The organism is Micromonospora sp. C51 (assembly GCF_018070435.1).
GTDB classification, from domain to species: domain Bacteria; phylum Actinomycetota; class Actinomycetes; order Mycobacteriales; family Micromonosporaceae; genus Micromonospora; species Micromonospora sediminimaris.
In genome coordinates this window covers 42635-61894 of sequence record NZ_JAGPXQ010000006.1, presented here as the reverse complement: position 1 = coordinate 61894, position 19260 = coordinate 42635, and the positions used below count along the sequence as shown (strand labels likewise).

18 protein-coding genes are annotated in these 19260 nt (G+C 72.6%); 15 read left to right on the top strand and 3 right to left on the bottom strand.

All coding sequences use genetic code 11. From position 1 onward, the window contains the following. The first annotated feature begins 104 nt into the window (after positions 1 to 104). The 6 genes from KBX50_RS09795 (at position 105) to KBX50_RS09770 (ending at position 6656) form a co-directional block, all read left to right on the top strand. On the top strand, positions 105 to 3146 hold the full coding sequence (locus tag KBX50_RS09795) for an Rne/Rng family ribonuclease (protein ID WP_210936464.1): 3042 nt from the start codon (positions 105 to 107) through the stop codon (positions 3144 to 3146). Between the two features lie 185 nt (positions 3147 to 3331). Continuing rightward, the gene (locus KBX50_RS09790) at positions 3332 to 3847 is read left to right on the top strand and encodes a hypothetical protein (protein ID WP_210936462.1); all 516 of its coding nucleotides are present in this window, start codon (positions 3332 to 3334) and stop codon (positions 3845 to 3847) included. 166 nt (positions 3848 to 4013) lie between these two features. Beyond that, complete coding sequence (rplU, locus tag KBX50_RS09785; RefSeq protein ID WP_093407572.1) at positions 4014 to 4328, top strand: 50S ribosomal protein L21; 315 nt, start codon at positions 4014 to 4016, stop codon at positions 4326 to 4328. An 11-nt stretch (positions 4329 to 4339) separates the two neighbouring features. Next, a complete protein-coding gene (rpmA, locus tag KBX50_RS09780) occupies positions 4340 to 4594 on the top strand; it encodes a 50S ribosomal protein L27 (RefSeq protein ID WP_091197044.1) in 255 nt (84 codons plus the stop codon). A 90-nt stretch (positions 4595 to 4684) separates the two neighbouring features. Further along, positions 4685 to 6136, top strand: coding sequence for a GTPase ObgE (gene obgE, locus KBX50_RS09775; RefSeq protein ID WP_210936460.1), 1452 nt, complete (start codon positions 4685 to 4687; stop codon positions 6134 to 6136). 70 nt (positions 6137 to 6206) lie between these two features. Beyond that, the gene (locus KBX50_RS09770; RefSeq protein ID WP_210936458.1) at positions 6207 to 6656 is read left to right on the top strand and encodes a GNAT family N-acetyltransferase; all 450 of its coding nucleotides are present in this window, start codon (positions 6207 to 6209) and stop codon (positions 6654 to 6656) included. A 6-nt stretch (positions 6657 to 6662) separates the two neighbouring features. On the opposite strand, the gene KBX50_RS09765 is transcribed toward KBX50_RS09770, so the two are convergent. Both KBX50_RS09765 and KBX50_RS09760 read right to left on the bottom strand, forming a co-directional pair. Continuing rightward, positions 6663 to 7142 carry a DUF4383 domain-containing protein gene (locus tag KBX50_RS09765; RefSeq protein ID WP_210936456.1) on the bottom strand — a complete coding sequence of 160 codons (480 nt, stop codon included), beginning with the start codon at positions 7140 to 7142 and terminating at the stop codon, positions 6663 to 6665. A 195-nt stretch (positions 7143 to 7337) separates the two neighbouring features. Continuing rightward, the gene (locus KBX50_RS09760) at positions 7338 to 8585 is read right to left on the bottom strand and encodes a cytochrome P450 (protein ID WP_210936454.1); all 1248 of its coding nucleotides are present in this window, start codon (positions 8583 to 8585) and stop codon (positions 7338 to 7340) included. A gap of 266 nt (positions 8586 to 8851) precedes the next feature. Here KBX50_RS09760 and KBX50_RS09755 point away from each other — a divergent pair, with 266 nt between their 5' ends. Next, complete coding sequence (locus tag KBX50_RS09755) at positions 8852 to 9229, top strand: hypothetical protein (protein ID WP_210936452.1); 378 nt, start codon at positions 8852 to 8854, stop codon at positions 9227 to 9229. A 22-nt stretch (positions 9230 to 9251) separates the two neighbouring features. On the opposite strand, the gene KBX50_RS09750 is transcribed toward KBX50_RS09755, so the two are convergent. Continuing rightward, positions 9252 to 9470 (bottom strand): DUF397 domain-containing protein, encoded by a 219-nt coding sequence (locus tag KBX50_RS09750; protein ID WP_093407559.1) that lies wholly within the window; start codon positions 9468 to 9470, stop codon positions 9252 to 9254. Between the two features lie 68 nt (positions 9471 to 9538). On the opposite strand from KBX50_RS09750, the gene pepN reads away from it, so the two are divergent. The 8 genes from pepN (at position 9539) to KBX50_RS09710 (ending at position 19240) form a co-directional block, all read left to right on the top strand. After that, positions 9539 to 12052: an aminopeptidase N gene (gene pepN / locus KBX50_RS09745; protein WP_210936450.1), complete on the top strand. Its 2514-nt coding sequence runs from the start codon at positions 9539 to 9541 to the stop codon at positions 12050 to 12052. A 74-nt stretch (positions 12053 to 12126) separates the two neighbouring features. After that, the gene (gene nadD, locus KBX50_RS09740; RefSeq protein ID WP_210936449.1) at positions 12127 to 12723 is read left to right on the top strand and encodes a nicotinate-nucleotide adenylyltransferase; all 597 of its coding nucleotides are present in this window, start codon (positions 12127 to 12129) and stop codon (positions 12721 to 12723) included. Positions 12724 to 12822: 99 nt separating this feature from the next. Next, positions 12823 to 13227 (top strand): ribosome silencing factor, encoded by a 405-nt coding sequence (gene rsfS, locus KBX50_RS09735; protein WP_210936448.1) that lies wholly within the window; start codon positions 12823 to 12825, stop codon positions 13225 to 13227. Continuing rightward, entirely contained in the window at positions 13224 to 13889 is a 666-nt protein-coding gene (locus tag KBX50_RS09730) for a histidine phosphatase family protein (RefSeq protein WP_210936447.1), read from the top strand. Before rsfS ends, KBX50_RS09730 begins: the two co-directional genes overlap by 4 nt. Before the next feature lie 48 nt (positions 13890 to 13937). Next, a complete protein-coding gene (locus KBX50_RS09725; protein ID WP_210936446.1) occupies positions 13938 to 14798 on the top strand; it encodes a DegV family protein in 861 nt (286 codons plus the stop codon). 69 nt (positions 14799 to 14867) lie between these two features. Further along, positions 14868 to 15641: an SDR family NAD(P)-dependent oxidoreductase gene (locus tag KBX50_RS09720; protein WP_210936445.1), complete on the top strand. Its 774-nt coding sequence runs from the start codon at positions 14868 to 14870 to the stop codon at positions 15639 to 15641. Positions 15642 to 15875: 234 nt separating this feature from the next. After that, positions 15876 to 16823 carry a ComEA family DNA-binding protein gene (locus KBX50_RS09715; protein WP_247673438.1) on the top strand — a complete coding sequence of 316 codons (948 nt, stop codon included), beginning with the start codon at positions 15876 to 15878 and terminating at the stop codon, positions 16821 to 16823. After that, positions 16820 to 19240, top strand: a complete 2421-nt coding sequence (locus KBX50_RS09710; protein WP_210936444.1) for a ComEC/Rec2 family competence protein — start codon at positions 16820 to 16822, stop codon at positions 19238 to 19240. The genes KBX50_RS09715 and KBX50_RS09710 overlap by 4 nt, the downstream gene beginning before the upstream one ends. The last annotated feature ends 20 nt before the right edge of the window (positions 19241 to 19260 follow it).

Here is a 19260-nt window from a genome sequence, read left to right as displayed (position 1 = left end):
GACTTCGCCGGCGCGCACCCCGTGCGCCCGGGGAAACACCTTTGCGGCAACCCTGCGTGGCAGCGCTCACCCGCGCCCGGGGAAGCCAGAACTGGAGAACGTCCATGCTCGAGAACGAGCCCGAGGGCAGCGAACGGGCCGGCATCAATCCGGCCGACGAGAGGGCCGAGAGCGGCACCGCCGAGGCGACCGGATCGCCCCCGCCACAGGAGGTGGCCGAGGCTGGTCCGGTCGCTGACCCGCCGGTGGAGATTGCCGGTGCCGTGAGCGGCACCGCCGACCTGGATGGCGCGACCGACGGCGAGCCGGCCCCGCGCCGTCGAACGACCCGCCGCCGGGCCACCTCGGTCAGCCGGCCGGAGCAGACCGAGGCGCCGGTGGAGGCGTCCGGTGCCGCGGCGGTAGGTAGCGGGGAGTCTCCCCAGGCCGAGGTGTTCGCGCCGGTTTCGGGTGATCTCGACCCGGCCGCGAAGACACCGCGACGCCGTCGCAAGGCGACCACCGGGCAGAAGGCAGTCGAGGAGCCGTTGGCCGCGGCCGAGGCGGAGATCACCGACAGCGACGTGGTGCCGCCGGTCAAGGTGACCCGTACCCGTCGCCGGAAGTCCACGCCAGCGCCCGCCGAGCCGCCGGCCGACGCCGTGATGGAGCCGTCCGCCCAGGTCGAGCCGACCCAGCCCGCCGCCGATGCCGGCCCCGCACCGGCGGCCGGCACCGACTTCGGCTCCGCCGCGCTGCCCGCCGAGGGCGCCGCCGATCCGGAGCAGGCGGCCGAGCCGGCCGAGAGCGCTGAGCCGGAGAGTTCGGTCGAGCCGGTGGGCCCGGACGCCGTGCCGGCCCAACCCGAGGGCCGCTCCCGCCGTCGAAAGGCCGCGCTCACCGCACCGACTGTGCTGTTCATGGCGCCGGAAGAGGTGCTCGCCGCCCGGGCTGCCGCCGCGCAGCCCAGCGAGGAGGAGCCCGCCGAGGAACCGGCCGAGCCGTCCCGGCGTCGTCGTCGGGGCCGGCGGGAGGCCGAGCCGGTGGTGGCGACCGAGACCGAGGAGGAGCCGGCCGCAGCGACCGAGGAGGTCGCCGAGGACGAGGACGACGACGAGGAGACCGCGGGCGGCCGGCGTCGCCGCCGGCGCGGTCGCCGCGGCCGGGGCCGGGGCAAGGGCGGCGCCGACGACGGCGAGGAGGCCGAGGAGAGCGAGTCTGCGGAAGCCGTTCAGGCCGAGGCGGACGAGCCCGAAGCCGAGTCGGAGGAAGGTGACGAGGCCGAGGGCGACGGGATGACCCGTCGGCGGCGTCGGCGGCGTCGCCGGGGGGCCGGTGACACCGACGGTGCCGCCGACGACGGTGTGCCCACCGTGGTGAAGATCAGGGAGCCACGCCGAACGGTCGACGAGGTGCAGGGCGTCTCCGGCTCGACCCGGCTGGAGGCCAAGCGGCAGCGCCGTCGGGACGGCCGCGAGCAGCGCCGTACCCGCCCGCCGATCCTCAGTGAGTCGGAATTCCTGGCCCGCCGCGAGGCGGTCGACCGGGTCATGGCCGTGCGTCAGCGTGGCGACCGGACGCAGATCGCCGTGCTGGAGGACGGCGTCCTGGTCGAGCACTACGTGACCCGGAGCTCCGCCGGCACCATGGCCGGCAACGTCTACCTCGGCAAGGTGCAGAACGTCCTGCCGAGCATGGAAGCGGCGTTCGTCGACATCGGCCGAGGTCGCAACGCGGTCCTGTATGCCGGCGAGGTCAACTGGGACACCACCGGCCTGGAGGGACGGGCCCGCTCGATCGAGCAGGCGCTCAGGTCCGGTGATTCGGTGCTGGTCCAGGTCACCAAGGATCCGATCGGGCACAAGGGCGCCCGCTTGACCAGCCACATCGCGCTCTCCGGCCGGCACCTGGTCTACGTGCCCGGCGGCAACGCCTCCGGGATCAGCCGCAAGCTGCCGGACACCGAGCGTAAGCGGCTGCGTGACGTGCTGAAGAAGCTCGTGCCCGAAGGCGCCGGGGTGATCGTCCGGACCGCGGCCGAAGGTGCCAGTGAGGACGAACTGGCCCGGGACGTCAAGCGGCTCCAGGCGCAGTGGGAGGACATCCAGGCCAAGGCCGCCGAGGGCGGTGCGCCGGTGCTCCTCTACCAGGAGCCCGATCTCGTGATCAGGGTGGTCCGCGACCTGTTCAACGAAGACTTCCGCGAGCTGGTCATGGAGGGCGACGAGGCGTACGACATGGTCGAGTCGTACCTGTCGCACGTGTCGCCGGACCTGGTCGCCCGGTTGCGTCGGCACGTCGGCACCACGGACGTCTTCGCCGAGTACCGCATCGACGAGCAGATCCTCAAGGGGCTCGACCGCAAGGTCTTCCTGCCCTCCGGCGGGCACCTGGTGATCGACCGGACCGAGGCGATGACGGTGGTCGACGTGAACACCGGCAAGTACACCGGTGCCGGGGGCAACCTGGAGGAGACGGTCACCCGCAACAACCTGGAGGCGGCCGAGGAGATCGTCCGGCAGTTGCGGCTACGGGACATCGGCGGGATCGTGGTGATCGACTTCATCGACATGGTGCTGGAGTCGAACCGCGATCTGGTGCTGCGCCGGCTGACCGAGTGCCTGGGACGGGACCGCACCAAGCACCAGGTCACGGAGATCACCTCGCTGGGCCTGGTGCAGATGACCCGGAAGCGGATCGGCGCCGGGCTGCTGGAGGCGTTCAGCGAGACGTGCGAGTGCTGCAAGGGTCGAGGCCTGGTCATCCACACCGAACCGGTGCCGGAAAAGCCGCGCTCGGGTGGCGGAGACAAGGTCAAGGCGGTTGCCTCGGCAAGCGCCCCGGCGGCTGAGCAGACGACCGCTTCGTCCCGGCGCCGTGCGCGGAAGGGTGCCGCCACGGCGGAGCGGACCGTGGTGGAGGTCACCGAGACTGACACCACGAGCACCGCCGACGCCGACTTCCACGACACCATGGGCTACGACCTGTCACGTTACGAGACGGACACTCCGGCCACGCCGGACGTCGCCGACAGTCAGCAGGGCGAGGCGGCACGCCTCGCCGCCCCGGACGACCCGGACGCGCTCGGCGAAACCGACGAGGAGGAGGGCGGCGCCGGTCGGCGCCGGTCCCGCCGTGGGGGCGCGCGTCGCCGTACCCGGCCCTGACGGCGTCGGTAGGGCAGCTCGGCCCGCTAGCGGGCAGACGACGGTTCGACAGGTCCCGTCCGGCGGTGATGTCCGCCGGGCGGGGCCGTCCCGTATGGTCGATGAGCGGTCGCCGCGGCCCGGCCGGGACCCACCCCGTGTCCTGGGGCATGCGGGGGTAGACGCGGCCGCCGGAGGAGGAGACGATGCGCCGACCGCTCGCCGTCGCCGTGGCCACGGCCGCGCTACTCGTCGGCGCGGCCTGCTCGGCCGAGCGGCCCGACCCGGGAGAACCGTCCGCCTCGGCCTCGACGCGGGTCGACGTCACCACCGGCCCGGCGACGCCCACCTCGGAACAGCCGGTCGCGACCCCCGCCCCCGGGGCGGCAGGCGGAAACGCCCCGGAGGTCTGTGCCGCCGCCCAGCAGGCCAGCGGTGACGCGGGGAAGAAGTACGTCGAGCAGCTCGCCGCAATGGTCACGGCGACCGGCGCGGGTGACACCGCCGACGCGCAGGCCGCCGGCCGGCGGGCCGAGGCGGCCCTGGCCGACTGGGAGAAGGCGCTCAGGGCGCAGGCGGCACGCGCCGACGACCAGCGGCTCACGGAGCTGCTGACGGAGTTGTCGACCGAGGTCGGCCAACTCGGCACCGACATCGAGGCGCTTGAGGGGACCGCGCTCGACCGGTTGCAACAGCGCCTCGACAAGCTCTGCGCCCGCTGACCGGCCCGGCCCGGTTTGGGCCCCGGCCCGACCATGGCGTACGCTAGCCTGCGGCGCACTTTGGTGTGCCGAGTTCCCGCGTGCCCGCGCCGCCGTGCTTCTGCTGCCCGGCGAGCCGCCGTGGGGACGACCGCCAGCAGCCTCAACGACAGGGAGTCCGCCTCCGATGTACGCGATCGTCAAGACCGGCGGCAAGCAGTACAAGGTCGCCGAAGGCGACGTGATCGAGGTCGAGAAGCTCACCGGTGCCCCCGGTGACGCGGTGAAGCTCGCCGCGGTGCTCCTCGTCGACGGTGACGACCTGGTGACCGATGCGGCGAAGCTCGCTCAGGTCGAGGTGTCCGGCGAGATCGCCGCACACACCAAGGGCCCGAAGATCCGGATCCACAAGTTCAAGAACAAGACCGGCTACCACAAGCGCCAGGGTCACCGCCAGCCGTTGACCCAGGTCAAGGTGACCGGCATCTCCAGCGGGAAGTAGGTCGTCCTCCAATGGCTCACAAAAAGGGTGCGTCCAGCTCGCGTAACGGTCGTGACTCCGCGGCCCAGCGACTCGGCGTGAAGCGCTTCGGTGGTCAGGTCGTCAGCGCGGGTGAGATCCTCATCCGTCAGCGTGGCACCAAGTTCCACCCCGGTGACCTGGTCGGCCGCGGCGGAGACGACACGCTCTTCGCGTTGGCCGCCGGTGCGGTCCAGTTCGGCACCAGGCGCGGTCGCAAGACCGTCAGCATCGTGCCGCAGCAGTAGCTGTCCGGCGTAAGCGGGCCGTGGACCTGATGTCCCGGCCCGCTTCGCCTTTTCTCGCGCAGGGCCGGGCCCTGCTGGAAGGATTACGTCGTGACGACGTTCGTTGACCGGGTCGTCCTGCATCTGCAGGCCGGCGACGGCGGGCACGGCTGTGTCTCGATCCACCGGGAGAAGTTCAAGCCGTTCGGCGGCCCGGACGGGGGCAACGGCGGGCACGGTGGCAGCGTCTCCCTGGTGGTCGACCCGCAGGTGCACACGCTGCTCGACTTTCACTTCCGGCCGCACGTCAAGGCGGAGAACGGGCGGGGCGGCGCGGGATCGAACCGGGACGGCGGCAACGGTGCCGACCTGGTGCTCAAGGTGCCCGACGGCACGGTGGTGCAGACCAGCGACGGCACCGTGCTGGCCGACATGGTCGGTGCCGGCACCACCTTCGAGGTGGCCCGGGGCGGGCGCGGTGGCCGGGGTAACGCGTCGCTGGCCAACGCGCGCCGCAAGGCACCCGGCTTTGCCGAGCTGGGTGAGCCGGGCGAGCAACTCGACGTGGTGCTGGAGCTCAAGAGCGTCGCCGACGTCGGCCTGGTGGGCTTCCCGTCAGCCGGTAAGTCGTCCCTGATCTCGGTGATCTCCGCCGCCAAGCCCAAGATCGCCGACTATCCGTTCACCACATTGGTGCCGAATCTCGGCGTCGTCCGGCTCGACAACCACACCTTCACCGTCGCCGACGTGCCCGGCCTGATCCCGGGCGCGGCCACCGGCAAGGGGTTGGGGCTGGAGTTCCTTCGGCACGTCGAGCGCTGTGCCGTGCTGGTGCACGTCATCGACACCGCCACCCTGGAGCCGGGGCGCGACCCGTTGGCCGACATCGACACCATCGAGGCGGAGTTGGCCGAGTACGGCGGGCTGGCCGACCGGCCCCGGTTGGTCGCGCTGAACAAGGTCGACGTGCCGGACGGCCGCGACCTCGCCGAGATCGTCCGACCCGACCTGGAGGCGCGTGGTCTGCGGGTCTTCGAGGTCTCCGCGGCCACCAGGGAAGGGCTCAAGGAACTCACGTACGCGATGGCGGAACTGGTGGAGCAGTCGCGAGCGGCGGCACCACCGGCCGAACCGACGCGGATCGTGATCCGGCCGAAGGCGGTCGACGACGCCGGCTTCACCATCGAGGCCGAGGATGACGGCTCGTACACGGTGCGCGGTGTCCGCCCGGAGCGCTGGGTGCGTCAGACGAACTTCGACAACGACGAGGCGGTCGGCTACCTCGCCGACCGGCTGGCCCGTCTCGGCGTCGAGGACCAGTTGGCCAAGGCTGGCGCCCAGCCCGGTGACCTGGTTCGGATCGGCGAGCGGGAGTTCGACTGGCAGCCGACTCTCTATGCCGGTGCGGAGTTCGTCCCGGGTGCCCGGGGCCGTGACGTCCGGCTGGAGGAGAAGCCGACCCGGGCCAGTGCGGCCGAGCGGCTGGCGGCCCGCAAGGCCCGCCGGCAGCGACCGGCCGACGAGGCCGAGCCGGCACCCGCCGGCAGGGATGACGCCGAATAGCTTGATGCGCTCCGAAATGGGGACGACTGTTGGAAACCCTCGCGAAATTTCGTCGCCCTAGCGTGGAGTGATGCTGATCCAGTCCCGCCCGCTGGCGGATCCGGAGGTCGCCGCCCTCGCCGCGGCCGAGCAGCGCGAGCTGCGTGAGTTCACGGGCGGCGCCGCCGGGCGGGACATCGGTACGCACCGTGACACCTGCTGGCTGACGGTCGTACTCGCCGGCCGGGCGGTGGCGTACGGCGGGATCCAGGTCCGCGACGACGACACCGGCGAGTTGGAGCATCTGTACGTGCGTCCCGCCTACCGGCGTCGCGGTGTCGGCCGGCAACTGCTTGCCGCGTTGGAGGAGTTGGCGTACCAGCGGGGGCACTCGCTCGTCCGGGTGGAGACCGGGCCGTACCTGTCGGTGGCGGTGACGTTCTTCCGGGCCTGCGGGTACGAGCCGGTTGCCGGAGACGGTGGGCCCGGGGGCGGGCTGTATCGGAGGTGCTTCGCCAAGCGGCTGCCGGTACCGGCCTGAGCCCGATCAGGGGCGGTCGAACGGGCGGTCGAGGCGGCCGTCGCTGCCGCCGGCCCTCGCCGACAGCAGCAGCCCGAGCAAGAGCATCCCGAGGCCGAGTCCCAGGTGCAGCCAGTTGTCCGCGTCGTTGAGCGGGATGAAGTTCGCGCCGCTCTCCTCGCCGACGGCCAGCCCGTAGATCCACAATCCGAGGTAGAGCGCACCGCCCGCGACGAGATAGAGACGGGCACCGGCCACCCTGCGGGCCAGCGCGAGCCCGGCCACGGCGAAGCCGAGATGCAGCAGGTTGTGCAGGACCGAGACCTGGAACAGACCGAGGAGCCGGGCACCGGAGTGGTGTCCGGCGAAGGTCATGTCGCCGTAGCCGGTGGTGATGCCGGGCACGAACCCGAGCACCCCGAGGAGCAGGAACACTGCCGCCACGACCAGGGCGGCGAGTTGGACCCGGGTGCGCGTGGCCCCGCCGCCCACTGCCCGACGCGCCATCGATGTCACCTCCGTGGATCCGCGAGACCGGAACTCCTGACAGCTGGACGTCACGCTTCGTGAGTGAGGTCGTCCCGCCGATCCTTCATCCTGTCGCTCGTCCCGGCCGATCCGCAGGGAAATTCCCGATCGAGCATGGGTGGCCGATCGCAGGGTAGGCCAATCGGGCGACAGCGGCGGGCCCGGCCGCCGGGTTCAGCCGACGCGCCGCACGGCGGTGACCACGAAGCCGCTGCCCGGCAGCGCCGGCATCCGGCTCAGATCCACCGCGAGATCCTGCGGCGGTACGTCGTAGCGGATGACCTCGGTCAGCAGCGCCACCGCCCGCTTCATCAACTCGATGGTGATCCACTCTCCGGCGCAGCGATGTCCGGTGAGATGGCCTCCGCCGCCCTGCGGTATGAACGTGAACGGGTCGCCCGGCCAGCCGGCGAAGCGCTCCGGCCGGAACCGCTCCGGCTCCGGCCACACCTCAGGGTGATGATCGGTGCCGTAGAGATCCAACAGCACCCGGCGGCCCTGCGGAAAGTGGTAACCCTGCCAGTCGAAGTCCCGCCGGACCCGGGCCACGGTCACCGGGAAGAACGGGTAGTAGCGGCGCACCTCCTGCACGAACTGCCCGGCGGCCTCCTCGTCGTGGCGTACCCGTTGCCGCCAGGCGGGATGGTCGTGCAGGGCCAGCGCGGCGAAGACCACGAAGCGGGCCACCGCGACGGTCGGGCGGAGCACGTTGAGCAGCTCCACCGCGGCGACGCGGCGGGGCAGCCGATGCCCCGCGCCGTCGCGGTGCTGGGCGATCACGCGTAGGGCGGTGCCGTCGGGCGGGGACAGGGATCCGCCGCGTACCCGCTCGACGAGGTCGCCGGCCCAGCGCTCGCCCCGTAGCCGGCCCAGCCGACCACGCCAGTGCCGGGGACCGAGCGCGGCGGCACTGTCGATCATGGCCTGTAGGTCGGCGGTACGCCGGTCCAGTTCGCCTTCGCCAAGCGGCACCCCTGCCCAGGCGCAGACCGCTCGGGTCAGCATCGATGCGACCTCGGTGTGCAGGGTCACCGTCCCGGCCAGTTCCCAGGCGGGTAGCCGGGCCTGCCACTCGTCGGCGAAGAGCTGCCCGAGCCGCTGCACCGCCGTCGGGGTCATCAGCGACATGAAGATGGCCTTGCGGTAGTGGTGGGCGTCGCCGTCGAGACCCTGGACGCCGCCCCGGCCGGTAAGCGTCCGTTGACCACGAGCCGGCATGGCACCTTCCCGCACGAACCGGTCGGCGTCGTAGAAGAGTTCGGCGGCGGCCCGGCCGCGCAGGCAGATCGTCGGTTCCAGCAGCAGGCGGGTCTGGAAGATGTCGGTGCCGTACCGCTCGCACCGTTGACCGACGAACCGGTAGCCGGCCCGCAGGAAGGCCAGGGTGCTGTCTGGGCTGCGGTCCGTCGGGATGGTCGCCATCGGGTTCCCTGCTGCCGGGGCGCGGTCGTCACCGACCGGCCACTCAACCGTCGCGGGTGGTATCTACCCAGGTCAGGGCGGCGCAACCGCGCCAACGGGTGGCAGTGCAGCCGAGCCGGTCAGGTAGGTGAGCTGCTGGCCCCTCCCAGGACCGGGGAAGCCTGGTTTGCTGAATCCGGCGGCGTTGACCTGCCCGGCGGTGAACCGGCCGCCGGCCTGGTGGGTACGCCGCCGGACAGAGGTTCGGCGTGCCACGGGGAGGACGGATGTGGGACAACCGCGCGGCGTACTGGCGCTGGTGGAGGGCCGGGACGGCCGGCGGGGATCGGCTACCGCTGGTGGGGCCTCCGCGCCGGCCGTCCCGGACCGACCGTCATTTCACCGCGCATCTCGGCTTCACCGCTGCCGATCTTGTCGCCGCCCGTGAGGTGGCCGTCGGGTACGCCGAGGCGTTGAGCGTGCTCCGGCCCGAGCTGGCGATCGGTGCCTCCGCCTTGTCGCCGGCCGACGCCTGGCACCGTGCGGAGCGGCTGTTCTGCGGTGCCCTCGGGCCGGACGCCGAACGTTGTGTCGATGTCGCCGGCCACGCCGGTTTCCATCACGCGTCCGGTCCCGGTGGCCTCGGCTGGGGCGACGGTGACTAGGCCAGGGACGCCGCATCCCCGCTCAGTCCAGATCGAACTCGCCGTCCTGGGCGCCCGCGACGAAGGCGTCCCACTCGGCCTGGGTGAACACCAGCACCGGGCCGTCCGGCTCGGCGGAGTTGCGCATGCCGATGAGATCGTCGACGAAGGCGACCTCCACCGCGGCCTCCGAGGTGTCGCCCTCGGCCCGTTGCCAGACTGCCCGGGAGAGGTCGAAGTCACCCTTGGGGTGCGCTGTCATGATCCCGTCCTCCAGTACCAGGGGAAATGGGGAAGCCGGTTCGTTCCCTCATCGGGCAGGATAAGCGGATGCCGAGCCTGAGCCGTGCAGAGGCGACCGCGCGTGGCGCGTCGATCACCGTCGAGTCCTACCAGGTGGACCTCGACCTGACCGGGGGCGGTGAACGGTTCCGATCCCACGTCACGATCCGGTTCCGGGCCACCGGCACCGAGACCTTCGCCGAGGTCAAGCCGGCGGAACTGCTGGCCGTACGCCTCAACGACACCGATCTCGATCCCGCCACGCTCGATGACAACCGGCTGCCGCTGACCGGCCTGGCGGCGCAGAACACGCTGACCGTCGCCGCCGAGATGGCGTACACGAACACCGGCGAGGGGATGCACCGCTTCGTCGACCCCGCGGACGGTGAGACCTACCTGTACGTCATGTCGTTCCTGGACGATGTGCAGCGGGTCTTCGCCGCCTTCGACCAACCGGATCTGAAGGCGCCGGTCACGCTGTCGGTGACCGCGCCGGAGCACTGGACGGTGGCGGCCAACGCGGCAGTGGCGGCCAACCCGACGCCGGGTCGCTGGGAGTTCGCTCCCACCCTGCCGATCGCGACGTACTTCTTCACCCTCATCGCCGGCCCCTGGCACGTACGCCGGGACACCCACGACGGGATTCCGCTGGGTGTGTACTGCCGACGTTCACTCGCCGAGCACCTCGACACCGACGCGGCGGAGATTTTCACCGTCACGAAGCAGTGTCTCGACCGGTTCCACCAGCTGTTCGACGAGCGCTACCCGTTCGGCAAGTACGACCAGGCGTTCGTGCCCGAGTTCAACGCCGGTGCCATGGAGAATCCGGGCCTGGTCACCTTCCGCGACGACTACGTGTTCCGCTCGGCGGTCACCGACAGCCAGCGCGAGCTGCGTGCCACCACGATCGCCCACGAGATGGCGCACATGTGGTTCGGTGACCTGGTCACCATGCGTTGGTGGGACGATCTGTGGTTGAACGAGTCGTTCGCGGAATACCTGGGCACCCGGGTCACCGCCGAAGCGACCCGGTTCGACCGGGCGTGGACGACGTTCGCGCTGCGCCGCAAGGCGTGGGGATACGCCGCCGACCAGCGCCCCTCCACCCATCCGGTGGCGCCGGACCGGGTCACCGACGCCGCCGAGGGGCTGCTCAACTTCGACGGCATCTCGTACGCCAAGGGGGCCAGCGTGCTGCGGCAGCTGGTGGCGTGGCTCGGTGACGAGGCGTTCCTGGCCGGTCTCAACGACCACTTCGCCCGGCACCGCTTCGGCAACGCCACCCTCGCCGACCTGCTCCAGAGCCTGGCCGCCAGCAGTGGGCGGGAGCTGACCGACTGGGCGGCGGCCTGGCTGCGGACCGCGCAGGTCAACACGCTGCGGGCCGAGGTGGCGGTGGACGCCGACGGCCGGTACGACGAGGTCGTGATCGCCCAGACCGCCCCGCCGACGCATCCGGTGCTGCGCCCGCACCGCATCGGCGTGGGCCGGTACGCCGTGGACGGCACCGCCGAGCGGTTCGAGGTCGACCTCGATCCCAAGACCGACGACGGCCGTACCCGGCTCGTCGGGTTGGCCGGGGAGCCGGCGGCAGCGGTTCTGCTGCCCAACGACGGCGACCTCACCTTCGCCAAGATCCGCCTCGACGCCGCGTCGGCAGATGCGGTGCCACTGCTGCTGCCCCGCCTGACCGACCCGCTGGCCCGCGCCCTGCTCTGGGGCGAGGCGCTGGACGCGGCGACTGACGGAGAACGGCCGGTCACCGGTCTGGTCGACCTCATCGTCGCGGCACTGCCCGCCGAGACGGAAGTGATCATCGTCGAGGACGTCCTGACGATGAGTCGCGCGCTTGTCGACCGCTATCTCGACCCGCTGGCCCGACAGTCCGCCCTGGCCCGGGTCGCCGAATCCTGCCGGCGACTGCTCGATGGCGCCGCGCCGGGGGAGTCGCTGCAACTGGCCGCCGCCCGGGGGCTGATCGCTGCGAGCACCGACGCCGAGTTGCTCACCGGGTGGCTGGCCGGCCGGGCCGTGCCCACCGGGTTGGCCGTGGACACCGAACTGCGGTGGGCGCTGCTCGGCCGGTTGGTGGTTCTCGGTGCCGCCGGTGTGGCCGAGATCGAGGCCGAGGCGGCAGCCGACCCGAGCGCCACCGGTGCCGAGCGGGCCGCCCGGTGCCGGGCCGCCCTGCCCGATCCCGCTGCCAAGCAGGCCGCCTGGGAGATCATCGCGTCGAACACGGACCTGTCGAATCGGCTGGTCGAGGCGACGGCGGAGGGCTTCTGGCAGCCCGAGCAGACCGACCTGACCAGCGCCTACGTGGCCAGCTACTTCGCCGACATGCCGGCCGCCGCGCGGCTGCGTACGCCCTGGGTGGCCGATGAGGTCGCGAAGCTGGCCTTCCCCCGCCACGCGGTGTCGCAGCCCACCCGGGAGGCGGCCGCGGCGCTGCTGGCCCGCGACGACCTGACACCGGGGCTACGTCGGGTGGTCACCGACGCCGACGACGACCTGCGTCGGGCCCTGGTGGCGCGCACGGCGGTGGCCGCCACCGCCGCGTGACGACCGTGGTCGGGCCGGGCCGGAAGGGTGACGGCCCGGCCCGCCTCCGGTCGTGCACGCCCTAGGATCATGGGGTGGAGGAAGACATCCGGCGGATCGGCATCATGGGCGGAACGTTCGACCCGATCCATCACGGTCACCTCGTGGCCGCGAGCGAGGTGGCGGACCGGTTCGGCCTCGACGAAGTGATCTTCGTGCCGACCGGGCAGCCGTGGCAGAAGGCCGACGTCCCGGTCAGCTCGGCGGAGGATCGTTACCTGATGACCGTGATCGCCACCGCGTCCAACCCCCGTTTCCAGGTCAGCCGCGTCGACATCGACCGGGGCGGCCCCACTTACACCGTCGACACACTGCGCGACCTGCGTGCCCAGTACGGTGCGAAGACGCAGCTGTTCTTCATCACCGGCGCGGACGCCCTGGAGAAGATCCTGAGCTGGAAGGACCTCGACGAGATCTTCGAGCTGGCTCACTTCATCGGGGTCACCCGGCCGGGTTTCGCGCTGACCGCCGCGCACCTGCCTGCCGACGCGGTCAGCCTGGTGCAGGTGCCGGCGATGGCGATCTCGTCCACCGACTGCCGGGCGCGGGTCGCCCGGGGCGAGCCGGTCTGGTATCTGGTGCCGGACGGTGTGGTGCAGTACATCGCGAAACGGTGCCTGTATCGGGAGTGATTCGACCGTTTCATGCCGTTTTCCGGCTGAAACTGGCGAGTCGAGAATCCGGGCCGTGTGAGAGGCTGGAAGCATCGCACGGTTGATCGAAGGAGAACGGTGACAGTTTCCGAACGCGCTCACGAGCTGGCGATCGTCGCCGCCCAGGCCGCGGCCGACAAGAAGGCTCAGGACATCGTCATCATCGACGTGGGTGACCAACTCGCCATCACCGACGCGTTCCTGCTCGCCGCGGCCCCGAACGAGCGCCAGGTGCTGGCTATCGTCGACGCCATCGAGGAGGCCCTGCTCGACCTGCCGGAGAAGGCGAAGCCGGTGCGGCGGGAGGGCGAACGCGGCGGCCGTTGGGTGCTGCTCGACTACGTCGACGTCGTGGTGCACGTGCAGCACACCGAGGAACGCGAGTTCTACGCCCTCGACCGGCTCTGGAAGGACTGCCCGACCATTCCGTTCGTCGACCGGGACCTCGCCACCGCAGAGGCCGCCGCCGGATCGGGCGAGTGACCAGGCTGATCATCTGGCGGCACGGCAACACCGACTGGAACGCCGCCAGCAGGGTGCAGGGACAGACCGACGTACCGCTGAACGATGTCGGCCGGGAACAGGCACGTAGGGCCGCGCCGCTGCTGGCCGCGCTGCGCCCGGACGCCCTGGTCGCCAGCGACCTGAGCCGCGCCGCGGACACCGCCGCTGCGCTCTCCGCGCTGACCGGCCTGCCGGTACGCTCCGACGCCCGCCTGCGGGAGCGGCATTTCGGCAGCTGGCAGGGGCTGCTGCTGACCGAGGTGGCGGAGCGGTTCCCCGGGGAGTACGCCCGCTGGCGGGCCGGGGATCCCGACCCGGGAGCGGACATCGAACCGCTTGACGAGTTGGGCAAACGCATCGGCACCGCGTTGCAGGAGGCCGCCGACCAACTGCCCGGTGGCACTGTGGTGATCGCCACCCACGGCGGCGCCGCCCGTCAGGGCTGCGGCCACCTGCTCGGCTGGGAGCACGCCGTGCTGCGTGCCGTCGGGTCGCTGCGCAACTGCCACTGGACGGAACTGCGCCACGACGTCGAGCGTGGGTGGCACCTGCGCGCCCACAACGTCGGCCCGATGGAGATTCCCGCCGCCGCGACCGGCACCGCCGCGACCGGCATTCCGGTCTCCGCCGAGCCGGTCTGAGCGGACGCGGTCAGGCAACCGCCCAGCTTGATCCGCTACGGTGCCCGCATGCCAGTCGCGGTCGTCACCGACTCCACCGCCTACCTTCCACCCGAGCTGCTGCGGGAGCACGCGCTGACCGTGGTACCGCTGACCGTCGTGCTGGCCGGTGTCGAAGGGCTGGAGGGCGTCGAGACCTTCCCGGCGGACGCCACCCGGGCGCTGCGCGCGCGGCGGGTGTCGGTGAGCACCTCCCGCCCGTCGCCCGAGCAGTTCGGCCGGACGTACCGGGAACTACTGGCGGCCGGGGCGGAGGGCATCGTCTCGGTGCACCTGTCGGCCGGACTCTCCGGCACGGTCGAGGCCGCCGAGCTGGCCGCCGCCGAGTTGGGCGACCGGGTCAGCGTGGTCGACAGCCGTTCCTGCGGGATGGGTCTCGGTTTCCCGGCGATCGCGGCGGCCCGGGCCGCCGCGCGTGGTGCGGACCTGGCCGGCGTACGGGCTGCGGCAGAAGCCGCCGTCGGTCGTACCAGCATCCACTTCTACGTGGACACGCTGGAGTTCCTTCGTCGTGGCGGGCGGATCAACGCGGCGGAGGCGTTGCTCGGCACCGCGCTGTCGGTCAAACCCATCCTGCACATGCCCGAGGGACGCATCGTGCTGCGGGACAAGGTCCGCACCGCCAGTCGGGGCATGGCGCGGCTGGTGGACCTGGCCGTCGAGGCGGCCGGCGACGGGCCGGTGGACCTGGCCGTACACCATCTCGACGCACCGCAGCGGGCCGAGGAACTCCTCGACACGCTGACCGTTCGGCTCGGTGACCGGCTGCGTGCGGCGTACGTCTCCGAGGCCGGTGCCGCCGTCGCGGTGCACGTCGGGCCCGGCCTCGCCTGCGTGGTGATCCACCGCAGGCCGGACACCGCCAGCTGACCTGCTCGCCGCCGGTGGCGTGGGTGGGCGAGGATTGATCGCGTGGCCGGGCCTGGGGAGGTGGGACGGATGTCCTGTGTGGTGACCGGTGGGGGACGCGGGGTCGGGCGGGGCATCGTGGAGCGGTTGCTCGCCGACGGCCGGACGGTCGTGGTGGTCGAACGCGATCCGGGTGCACTGTCCTGGCTGGAGGACCATGCCCGAGCCGACCGGCTCGCGGCGGTGGTCGGTGACGCCGGTGACGAGGGCGTCGCCGGGCGGGCCGCCGACCTGGCGGAGCGCTTCGGCCCGCTGACCGGATGGGTGAACAACGCCGCCGTGTTCCGCGACGCCTCGGTGCACGACGCGCCGGTCGGCGAGGTCGTCGATCTGATCAACCGTAACCTGCGGCCCGCCGTGGTCGGCGCCGCGACCGCGGTACGCCGCTTCCTCGCCGCCGGCACCGCTGGCGTCGTGGTCAACGTCTCGTCGCACCAGGCGAGCCGGCCGGTGCCGGGCTGCCTGCCGTACGCCACGGCCAAGGCGGCGGTGGAGGGGCTGACCCGGGCGTTGGCCGTCGAGTACGGCCGGCACGGCATCCGCGCCAACGCGATCGCCCTCGGCTCGGTGGCCACCGAACGACACCAGGCGTTCCTCGCCGAAACCGAGCCGGACCAGGCGCAGCGGATCGAGGCGGAGCTTGCCCGGCTGCACCCGGTGGGCCGGATCGGGCAGCCGCAGGACGTGGCGGAGGCGGTGGCGTACCTGCTCTCGCCGGCGGCCGGCTTCGTCAACGGGGTGACCCTGCCGGTCGACGGCGGACGTGCCGTCCTCGGTCTGGACCCGCAGGCGCGCACCGACTGAACCGGTGGTTCGGGGACCCGCATCGTACGTGTCGGTCCCGGTCCGGCCCGCGCGAAATCTCGGTGACGACGGGCGGCGGCGGCCCGGCAACGCGCGGAGGCCATAGCAGATCGGGTGCATGATCAGGGTGCTGTCCACAGAGCCTTGCGGTGTCCACAGGCGGACCGGCGCGGAGCGCTCGACAGGGCCTCGCCGCCCTAACCTCGCGCCGTGTCGAAGGACGAGGACGAGGAGATGGTGGTCCGGCGGCGTCTGTGGCACCTGATGCCCAGCGCGCTGGACCTGCCGGCCGGCGCTGCCGTACCACCGACGTCGGTCGCGGAGTGGCCGACCGTGTTGCTGCCGGTCCAGACTGCCGACCGGCTCGGTGGCACCGGTCCCGTTCGGGGCGGCGGACCGATCCGGGCCGGTGGCCCGGTCAGCAGCGGCGGGCCGGCCCGCCCGGGTGGTCCGGTTCGGGTCAGCGACGAAGGACCGCTCTACGACGAGCGAGGGCGGACGGTCGACGAGGAGTCGCCGAAGCCCCTTGCGGGGCCGAGCGCTTTCGATCCGGGCCGGCGGGGAGTGCGGGCGCTCGCCGCCGTCGCCACCCTCGTGGTGCTGGTTGCGGCCACCTGGGCCTGGCAGTCCCGTCCTGAGGTGGAACCGGTCGTCGCCGAGAGCGGAACCGTCGTGACACCGGACCCGTCCGTCGAGGCCGGTGGCGAGCCGGCGAAGCCCGAGACGGAGGCGACCGGTGAGCTGGTGGTCGCCGTCGCCGGCAAGGTCCGACGGCCCGGCTTGGTGCGGCTGGCGGCCGGCGCGCGGGTGGCCGACGCCCTGCACGCCGCCGGAGGGGCGTTGCCAGGGGTGGACGTGGCGATGTTGAATCCGGCCCGCCGAATCAGCGACGGCGAGCTGATCCTGGTCGGCGTGCCGGCACCTCCGGGCGCGGCGGCGGATCCCGTCTCCGGAGCCGGCCCGGTGCCGGGCGGCGGACCGGGCGCCGGCGGGCGGGTCAACCTGAACACCGCGACGTCGGCACAGCTCGAAACCCTGCCCGGGGTGGGGCCGGTGCTCGCCCAGCGGATCATCGAGTATCGCGATCAGCGCGGCGGCTTCCGGTCCATCGGCGACCTGCGTCAGGTGACCGGAATCGGCGACGCCCGGTACGAGCAGCTCAAGGACCTGGTGACGGTGTGAGGGCGTCGGCCGCTCCGGTCGCACCGTCGGCCGGAATCCCCGTTGTCGCGACCGGCGGGCCCGCACCCGACCTCCGCCTGGCCGGGCTGGCGGTGGCGGCCTGGCTCACCGCGTTGGCGGGGCTGCATCTCGATGCCCGACGGACGTTGCTGCTGGCCGCGGTCGCGGCCGGTCTCGCCGGGGTGGCGGCGCTGCACCTGCTCGGCTTCGTCGGGCGGCCCGGCCCGACCGTACGCCGCCACGGCTGGGTCGCGGTGGCGATCCTGATCGGCGTGGTCTGCGGCGGGGCGGCCACCTCGGCGCGGCTGACCGTACGGGACGCGGGCCCACTGCGCGTCCTGGTGGACGAACGGGCCCGGGTCACCGCCGAACTGGTGATCCGGGCCGATCCCCGGCCGGTACGCGGCGGCATCGTGGGCCGTCCACCGACCCTGCTGGTGCCGGCCAGGCTGGTGACGCTGACCGGGCCGCAGGGCCAACGGATCGCCCTCCCGGCGCGGGTGCTGGTGCTCGCCGACGACCCGGCGTGGCGGGGTCTGCTGCCCGGGCAACGGCTCACTGCGGACGGGCGCCTGGCCGAGCCACGCGGCGGCGACCTGACCGGGGCGGTCCTGATGGCCGTCGGCGCACCGATTCGGCTCGGTTCTCCCTCGGCGTTGCAACGCGCGGCCGGTCGGCTGCGCGCCGGCCTCCAGCAGGCGTGCGCACCTTTGCCGGACGATCCCGGTGGCCTGCTGCCCGGCCTGGTCGTCGGAGACACCAGCCGGCTGCCTGACCGGGTGGAGGAGGATTTCCAGGCCACCGGAATGACTCACTTGAATGCTGTTTCCGGGTCGAATGTGGCAATTGTGGTGGGTGCCGTGCTGTTGCTGGCCCGCTGGGCCCGTGCCGGTCCCGCGCTGGCCGGGTGCCTCTGCGGCCTTGCCCTGGTGGGCTTCGTCATCCTGGTCCGGCCGTCCCCGAGCGTGGTACGCGCGGCCACCATGGGCGCGATCGGGCTCGCCGCGCTGGCCGCCGGCCGGCCCCGGGCGGCAGTGCCCGCGCTCGCCGCCGCCGTGGCGGCGCTGGTGCTTGTCGATCCGGGCCTGGCCGGCGACCCCGGCTTCGCGCTGTCCGTGCTGGCCACCGGCGGGTTGCTGCTACTCGCACCGAGTTGGCGGGACGGCCTGCGTCGGCGGGGCGTACCGCCGGGGGCGGCCGAGGCGCTGGCGGTGCCGGCCGCCGCACAACTGGCCTGTTCGCCGGTGATCGCCGGACTGACGGGCACGGTCAGCCTGGTCGCGGTGCCGGCGAACCTGCTCGCGGTGCCGGCGATAGCACCGGCGACGGTGCTCGGCGTGGCGGCGGCGGTCGTCTCGCCGATCTGGCCGGCCGGTGCCGAGGCGGTGGCCTGGCTGGCGCACTGGCCGGCGTGGTGGCTGGTGCTGGTGGCCCGGTACGGCGCCCGGCTGCCGGCGGGCAACCTGCCCTGGCCCGGCGGGATCTCCGGGGCGCTGCTGCTGACGGCGCTGACCGTGGCGTTGCTGGTCGCTGCCCGCCGCCCGGTGGTACGTCGCCTGGTGGCGGTCTGCGCCGTCGCGGTCGTGCTGGGTGCCCTGCCGGTGCGGGTGATCGCGCCGGGATGGCCACCGGACGGCTGGGTCGTCACCGCCTGTGCGGTAGGTCAGGGCGACACGATGCTGCTGCCGGTGGCGGTGGGCCGGGCGGTCGTGGTGGACGCCGGTCCGGATCCGGCGGCGGCGGACGCCTGCCTGCGCCGGCTCGGCGTACGTCGGGTGTCGCTGCTGGTGGTCAGCCACTTCCACGTGGACCACACCGGCGGGGTGGCCGGGATCTTCCGGGGAAGGTCTGTGGACACGGTCCTGGTTCCGCAGTGGCCGGAGCCAGTGACCGGCCGGGATCTGGTGCGCAGCACCGCTGCGGCGCATGGCACGCCGGTGGTCGCCGCACCGGCGGGTTGGCGCTATCGGGCCGGCGCGGTCGATCTGACCGTGCTCGGCCCGCCGTACCCGATGCGCGGCACCCGCTCGGATCCGAACAACAACTCCCTGGTGCTGCTCGCCATGGTCGACCGGGTGCGGATCCTGCTGACCGGCGACGCCGAGGTCGAGGAGCAGCGTGCGCTGCGGGAGCGGCTGCCACCGGACGGGCTGCGGGCGGATGTGCTGAAGGTCGCCCACCACGGCAGCGCGTACCAGGATCCGGCCTTTCTGGACGCGGTGCGGCCGGCGGTGGCGCTGGTGCCGGTCGGCGCGGAGAACAGCTACGGCCATCCCAACGCGGCGGTGCTGGCCCGGCTGGCTCGGGGTGGGGCGCGGGTGCTGCGTACCGACGTCGGGGGTGACGTGGCGGTGGTGCGGTCGCCGCGGGGACTGGCGGTGGTGAGCGCTGGCGTCGACCGGGTCAGTCCACGGTGATGAATCGACGGCAATTTAGC